This window comes from Oscillibacter sp. UBA6647 (assembly GCA_002455655.1).
Lineage (GTDB): Bacteria > Bacillota > Clostridia > Oscillospirales > Oscillospiraceae > Oscillibacter.
Genome location: DKLF01000021.1, coordinates 1 through 7,123, shown reverse-complemented (window position 1 = coordinate 7,123; position 7,123 = coordinate 1). Strand labels below are relative to the sequence as shown.

The following is a 7,123-nucleotide window of genomic DNA, read 5'->3' as shown; positions in this document are numbered from 1 at the left end:
AGCTTCAGCTCTTCTTTCAGATACTTCCTGCCATCCTCGGTGTTGAACAGGCGCAGCAGACGCTGAGAATCCTCGTCGTCAATGGCGATGGCCATGTCAGTGTTCTTCACGTTGTGAATCCAGGGGATGTGCTTGTCGCCGATGCCCTCGATCCGGTGACCGCCGAAGCCGTTGTTCAGGATGGTGGGGCACTGGAGCGCCTCGCCCACGCCCAGCTTCAGCCGGGGATACTTGTCTTTCAGCAGGTCGCCCGCGCTCATGGTGCCGGCGGAGCCGGAGGTGAAGCACGCACCCGCGAAGTTGTCGCCGGGGCGCTTGATGGACTCGTACAGGTCAGCCAGCGCGTTGCCAGTGACGTTGTAGTGCCACAGGGGGTTGCCCATCTCCTCAAACTGGTTGAAGACCATATACTGGGGGTCCTGCTTCAGCTCCCAAGTCTTGTCGAAAATCTCCTTGACGTTGGACTCGCAGCCGGGGGTGGCGATGATTTCACCGGCGATGGTCTTCAGCCAGTCAAACCGCTCCTTGCTCATCTCGGCGGGGAGGATGGCAACGCTCTCACAGGCCAGCAGCTTGGAGTTGAACGCACCGCCGCGGCAGTAGTTGCCGGTGGAGGGCCAAACGGCCTTGTGATGGGTGGCGTCAAACTGGCCGGTGACAAGGCGGGGGGCAAGGCAGCCGAAGGAAGCGCCCACCTTGTGGCAGCCGGTGGGGAACCACTTGCCCGCCATGGCAACAATGCGGCAGGGCACGCCGGTGAGGGAGGAGGGCAGCTCCACATAGTTGGGAGCGGCCTGGAACAGTCCGCCGCTCTCCTTGGCTTCGTTCTTCCATGTGATGCGGAACAGGTTCATGGGGTCCACGTCCCACATACCCAGGTTTTTCAGCTTCGCCTGAATCTTCTCAGGAATCGTCTCGGGATGCTGCATCTGGGCCACGGTGGGGATAACCACGCCGTTTTCCTTTGCCTTTTCAATGTTATGGGCCAGTCCCTGGGGATTCTTGGTCAAATCAATCATAGTTCTTTACCTCCTGATGTTTTTGAATCATCGATATAAGAATATAAGGTATACTTTGAGATGCCGAAGTATTTTGCCACCTTGTCGCCGGACTTGGTGACGAGAAACGCGCCGTTTTCGTTGAGAAAGCGGATAGCATTCACCTTGTCGTCCTTGGTCATCAGCGCCACCGGCTTTCCCACCAGCGCAACCGATTGGCTGATCAGCTCCTCCAAAAGGTCGTTGATGTTGACAATCCGCTCCGGCTCCGCCGGCTGCGGGCCGGGAACGTTGGTGAGAGAATGCACCGCATCCTCCACCATCAAGAGCTTTGACACGTCGAAGTTGATGGCAAGAATCGCCGCCACCTTTTTGTGGGCCCCCCGGATATAAATTGTGGAGGACTTGAGAATCTTCCCGTCCGGCGTGCGGGTCAGATAACAGTATTGGTCCTTGGGCTGGGCGTCCGACTGGACGATTTGCTCCAGCACAACATAGGACGCGCCGTCTCCCACCTTCCGTCCGGAAACATGTCCGTTCTCAATGACAACAATGCTGTGATCCGGGTGTCGGCTCAAGTCGTGCACCACCACCTCGCAGTCGCTTCCGAACTGCGCGGCGATTCCCGCGGCGATCTGACTGAGCATCTCCAGTTTTCCGCTTTCCGTGCGCTATCCCTCCTCCGGAACCTGCCTTTTCAGGCAAAAGTTCCTGTATTAACAGACTCATCATACCATACTTTGTGCAGAAATCAACCTGTTTACAGAAAATTTTTTAGGTTTTCTCATTTTTTGTTTGACATCTGCGTTTCTTATGCTATGATGGGGATAGAAAAAGGGACGGCACAGTCCAAATCGTGTTAATTTTTTTAATATATTTTTACAGGAGGTCGCAAAATGAATTTCGATGCAATCAAATCCGCTGCAAAGGGCTATGAAGCCGATATGACCAGATTCCTGCGGGATCTGATCGCAATTCCCAGCGAGAGCTCCAACGAAGAGGGCGTCATCCGCCGCATCGCCGCAGAGATGGAGAAGGTTGGCTTTGACAAGGTGGAGATTGACGGCGAGGGCAACGTGCTGGGCTGGATGGGCAACGGTGAGAAGATCATCGCCTATGACGCGCATATCGACACCGTGGGCATCGGCAACCGGGAAAACTGGAAGTTCGACCCCTACGAGGGCTATGAGAACGAAACCGAAATCGGCGGCCGGGGCGGCAGCGATCAGGAGGGCGGCATCGTCTCCTCTGTCTACGGCGCGAAGATTATGAAGGATATGAACCTGATCCCCGAAGACGTGACGGTTCTCGTCACCGGCACGGTGCAGGAAGAGGATTGCGACGGCCTTTGCTGGCAGTATATCCACAACGAGGATAAAATTACGCCCGAGTTCGTGATTTCCACCGAGCCTACCGACGGCGGTATCTATCGCGGCCACCGGGGCCGTATGGAGATTCGCGTGGATGTGCACGGGGTAAGCTGCCACGGCTCCGCCCCCGAGCGCGGCGACAACGCCATCTTCAAGATGGCCGACATCCTTCAGGACGTCCGCTCTCTGAACGAAAACGGCGACGGCCCCTCCAACGAGATCAAGGGTCTTGTGAAGATGCTCAACCCCTCCTTCAACCCCGAGCATTATGAGGATGCGCAGTTCCTTGGCCGCGGCACCGTCACCGTGTCCGAGATTTTCTTCACCTCTCCCAGCCGCTGCGCCGTGGCGGATAGCTGCGCCGTGTCTCTGGACCGCCGCATGACCGCCGGCGAGACTTGGGACTCCTGCATCAAGGAGATTGAGGATCTGCCCGCCGTGAAGAAGTACGGCAAGGACGTGAAGGTTTCCATGTATATGTACGACCGTCCCGCGTGGACCGGCCTGAAGTATGAGACGGAGTGCTACTTCCCCACTTGGATCAACAAGGAAACCGCTCCCCACATTCAGGCGCTGGTGGACGCGCACAAGGGCCTGTACGGCGACAAGCGCGTGGGCACCCCCACTTCCTCCGAGCTTGCCCTTGAAAAGCGCAAGGCGCCCCTGATCGACAAGTGGACCTTCTCCACCAACGGCGTTTCCATTCAGGGCCGGTACGGCATCCCCTGCGTGGGCTTTGGCCCCGGCGCGGAGTCTCAGGCCCACGCCCCCAACGAGGTCACCTGGAAAGAGGATCTGGTCGCCTGCGCCGCCATGTATGCCGCCGTTCCCTCCCTCTATAAGGGCAAGGGCACCGAGGACGTGAGCGTGTACCGCGGCGGGAAGACCAACAACGATATTAAGTAAGAATTTCCCCTCATGTTCGCAGGATACCCTGTTTTCAATACAGGGACTGACTTTTTGATTTGAGAAGGAGTTATGGATATGTCCAAGACCATCGAACTGGCTAAGCATCTGGAGCACCTGCACACCAACAATATGTACAAGAACGATTTTTACTGGACCTGGGACAAGACCGACGAGGAGCTGGAGGCCATCTTCACCGTGGCCGACGCGCTGCGGGACCTGCGCGAGCGGAACAAATCCACCCGCGTGTTCGACTCCGGCCTCGGCATCTCCATCTTCCGGGACAACTCCACCCGCACCCGCTTCTCCTTTGCCTCCGCCTGCAACCTGTTGGGCCTTGAGGTTCAGGATCTGGACGAGAAGACCTCCCAGATCGCCCACGGCGAAACCGTCCGCGAGACGGCCAACATGGTGTCCTTCATGGCCGATGTCATCGGCATCCGGGACGATATGTTCATCGGCGAGGGCCACAAGTATCAGAAGACCTTCATGGACGCCGTGAAGGAAGGCTATCAGGACGGGATTCTGGAGCAGCAGCCCACCTTGGTGAACCTCCAGTGCGACGTGGACCATCCCACTCAGTGCATGGCGGATATGCTGCACGTCATCCACCAGTTCGGCGGCGTGGAGAACCTCAAGGGCAAAAAAGTCGCCATGACCTGGGCCTATTCTCCTTCCTACGGCAAGCCCCTCTCCGTTCCTCAGGGTGTCATCGGCCTGTTCACCCGCTTCGGCATGGACGTGGTTCTGGCCCATCCCGAGGGCTATGACGTGATGCCCGAGGTGGAGGAGATTGCCCGCAAGAACGCATCCGCCACCGGCGGCTCCTTCCAGAAGGTCGCTTCCATGGGCGAGGCCTTCCAGGGCGCGGACATCGTGTATCCCAAATCCTGGGCTCCTTTCGCCGCCATGGAGCAGCGTACAAAGCTGTATCAGGCGGGCGACACCGCCGGTATCAGCGATCTGGAGAAAAAGCTTCTCGCGCAGAATGCCCTGCACAAGGACTGGGCCTGCACTGAGGAAATGATGAAGAAGACCAAGGACGGCAAGGCCCTGTATCTGCACTGCCTGCCCGCCGATATCTCCGGTCTTTCCTGCCCCGAGGGCGAGGTGGACGCCTCTGTGTTCGACCGGTATCTGGTGCCCCTGTATAAGCAGGCCAGCTTCAAGCCCTATGTCATCGCCGCCATGATCATGATGAGCAAGGTGAAGGACCCCGCCTCCGCTCTGATGGCGCTGGACATGGCCGACAGCAAGCGCAAGCTGTTCTAAGACGTATCCATACCGGGTCCGGAGGACCGCCCGACCCGGTATTTCCCGCTGGAACCTTTCCGACTGTGTGGCGGCGGCTATGCCGCCGCCACCATTACTTTTATTTGAGGGGTATTTTTATGCCGAAAAAAATCGTGATTGCGCTGGGCGGAAACGCGCTGGGCAATAATTTGCCGGAGCAGATGGTCGCCGTGAAGCAGACGGCAAAGGCCATTGTGGACCTGATTGAAGAGGGCCATCAGGTGGTCATCGCCCACGGCAACGGGCCTCAGGTTGGTATGATCAACGTGGCCATGACCACCCTTTCCCGTGAGGATCCCTCCCACCCCATGGCGCCCATGTCAGTGTGCACCGCCATGAGTCAGGGCTACATCGGATACGATCTTCAAAATTCCCTGCGGGAAGAGCTTTTGAACCGCGGTATGAACAAGCCCGTGGCCACCGTCCTCACGCAGGTGGAAGTCAACGGGGAGGACCCCGCCTTCCAGAAGCCTACCAAGCCCATCGGCGCGTTTATGACCGAAGCCGAGGCCGAGGAAATGCGCCGTCGGGGCAACGCGGTGATGGAGGATGCGGGCCGGGGCTGGCGGCGCTGCGTGGCGTCTCCCAGACCGGTTTCCATCATTGAAATTGAAACCATCCGCGCCATGTCGGACGCGGGGCAGATCGTGGTGGCCTGCGGCGGCGGCGGCATCCCCGTCATCCGTGAGGGAAACCACCTCCGGGGCGCGGGCGCGGTCATCGACAAGGACTTTGCCTCCGAGCTGCTGGCTGAGGAGCTGGACGCCGACAGTCTCATCATCCTCACCGCCGTTGAGAAGGTTGCCGTCAACTTCGGAAAGCCCGACCAGAAGTGGCTGGACTCCATGACTCCCGAGCAGGCCCGTGTCTATGAGCAGGAGGGCCAGTTCGCCCCCGGCAGCATGCTTCCCAAGGTGCAGGCAGCCGTGAAATTTGCCGAATCCAAGGCGGGCCGCACCGCCCTGATTACCCTTTTGGAAAAGGCCCGGGACGGCATTGCCGGAAAGACCGGAACCGCCATCCGTCAGTGATTTTCTGTCGATTTTGCACAAAGGTTCGTGTCCGGAAGATACCTCTTGGGCACGGGCCTTTGCCATATTATCCAGATTTTTCAGTTTACGCAAAAGCATAAGTAAAAACTTTGACAAATATCAAATTTTGGATTGAAATTTAAAAGTGAACCCTGTATGATATGATTTGTGGAAAACCATCCACACTTTGGTTTTCGAACAAAATAAGGAGGATAACAGAATGAAGAAGTTTCTTGCAATGCTGCTGTCGGCCGTCATGATGATGAGTCTGGCCGCCTGCGGCAATTCCGGCACTCCCAGCAGCTCTGGCGCTTCCCAGGGTTCCGCTTCCGGCAGCGACACCTCCACCAGCGATTTCAAGGTCGGCGCGATTCTGATCGGCGACGAAAACGAGGGCTACACCTTTGCCCATATGGAGGGCATCAAGGCAGCCTGCGAAACGCTGGGCATTCCCAGTGAAAACCTGATTTTCAAATATACCGTTCCCGAGGATGAAAAGTGCTACGACGCCGCCGTCGATCTGGCGGAGCAGGGCTGCAAGATCATCTTTGCAAATTCCTTCGGCCATGAGACGTATCTCATGCAGGCCGCTTCGGAATATTCCGACGTCTACTTTGCCCATGCCACCGGCACCCACGCCAGAACTGCGGGCATGACCAATTTTGCCAACTTCTTTGACAACATCTACGAGGCCCGCTATGTCTCCGGCATCGTGGCTGGCATGAAACTCAAGGAGATGATGGATGCTGGCTCCGTGACCGATCCTTACATCGGCTACGTCGGCGCATATCCCTTCGCCGAGGTGGTTTCCGGCTACACCGCGTTCTTCCTGGGCATCCGTTCCATCGTGCCCGACGCTCACATGGACGTGACCTTCACCAACTCCTGGTTTGACATCAAGGCCGAGGGCGAGGCCGCCAACGCGCTGATCAGCCGCGGCTGCGTCATCATCGGCCAGCACGCCGACTCCACCGGCGCTCCCTCCGCCGTGCAGGCCGCCCACGACAAGGGCAACACCAACGTCTATTCCGTGGGCTACAATGTGGATATGCTCTCCGTTGCTCCCGACGTGGCGCTGACCTCTCCCCAGAACAACTGGGAGGTCGCCTATGAGGAGATTATCCGCACCGCCATGGAAGGCGGCAAGCTTGAAACCGATTACTGCAACGGCTACGCTGAAGGCGGCGTGATGCTTTCTCAGCTTGGCACCGCCTGCGCCCCCGGCACGCAGGAAGCCGTTGATGCGGCCATTGCCGCCATCAAGGACGGCTCTTTGCACGTGTTTGATACCGCCAACTTCACCGTGGACGGCAAGCCCGTCACCAATGCCTTCGCCACCGATACCGACGGCGATTTCGTCCCCGACGCGGACGAGGCCATCATCGACGGCTACTATCACGAGTCCTACTTCCAGTCCGCGCCGTCCTTCTCTCTGGCGATTGACGGAATTACCAAGCTGAACTGACGCTTCCATTTTCGGGAACTCTTCCCAAAAACCTTGGAAAGCATCCGCACCCCCGCCAGA

Annotated in this window: 6 protein-coding genes; 4 read left to right on the top strand and 2 right to left on the bottom strand. The window is 58.1% G+C overall.

The annotated features are described in order from the left end of the window. Together B2W96_RS01850 and B2W96_RS01845 are read right to left on the bottom strand one after the other, a co-directional pair. A partial coding sequence (locus B2W96_RS01850; protein WP_293007982.1) for a pyridoxal-5-phosphate-dependent protein subunit beta occupies positions 1 to 1,019 on the bottom strand: 1,019 nt, incomplete at its 3' end. Then, positions 1,016 to 1,645, bottom strand: coding sequence for a helix-turn-helix transcriptional regulator (locus B2W96_RS01845; RefSeq protein WP_293007980.1), 630 nt, complete (start codon positions 1,643 to 1,645; stop codon positions 1,016 to 1,018). The genes B2W96_RS01845 and B2W96_RS01850, both read right to left, overlap by 4 nt. A 249-nt stretch (positions 1,646 to 1,894) precedes the next feature. Between B2W96_RS01845 and B2W96_RS01840 the strand changes: the two genes are divergently transcribed. From B2W96_RS01840 to B2W96_RS01825, 4 genes are all read left to right on the top strand, one after another. Further along, entirely contained in the window at positions 1,895 to 3,274 is a 1,380-nt protein-coding gene (locus B2W96_RS01840) for a YgeY family selenium metabolism-linked hydrolase (RefSeq protein WP_293007979.1), read from the top strand. A gap of 78 nt (positions 3,275 to 3,352) precedes the next feature. Then, complete coding sequence (ygeW, locus tag B2W96_RS01835) at positions 3,353 to 4,546, top strand: knotted carbamoyltransferase YgeW (protein ID WP_293007977.1); 1,194 nt, start codon at positions 3,353 to 3,355, stop codon at positions 4,544 to 4,546. A gap of 119 nt (positions 4,547 to 4,665) precedes the next feature. Next, on the top strand, positions 4,666 to 5,598 hold the full coding sequence (arcC, locus tag B2W96_RS01830; protein ID WP_293007975.1) for a carbamate kinase: 933 nt from the start codon (positions 4,666 to 4,668) through the stop codon (positions 5,596 to 5,598). A gap of 220 nt (positions 5,599 to 5,818) precedes the next feature. Beyond that, entirely contained in the window at positions 5,819 to 7,063 is a 1,245-nt protein-coding gene (locus B2W96_RS01825; protein WP_293007973.1) for a BMP family ABC transporter substrate-binding protein, read from the top strand. Positions 7,064 to 7,123 lie beyond the last annotated feature (60 nt).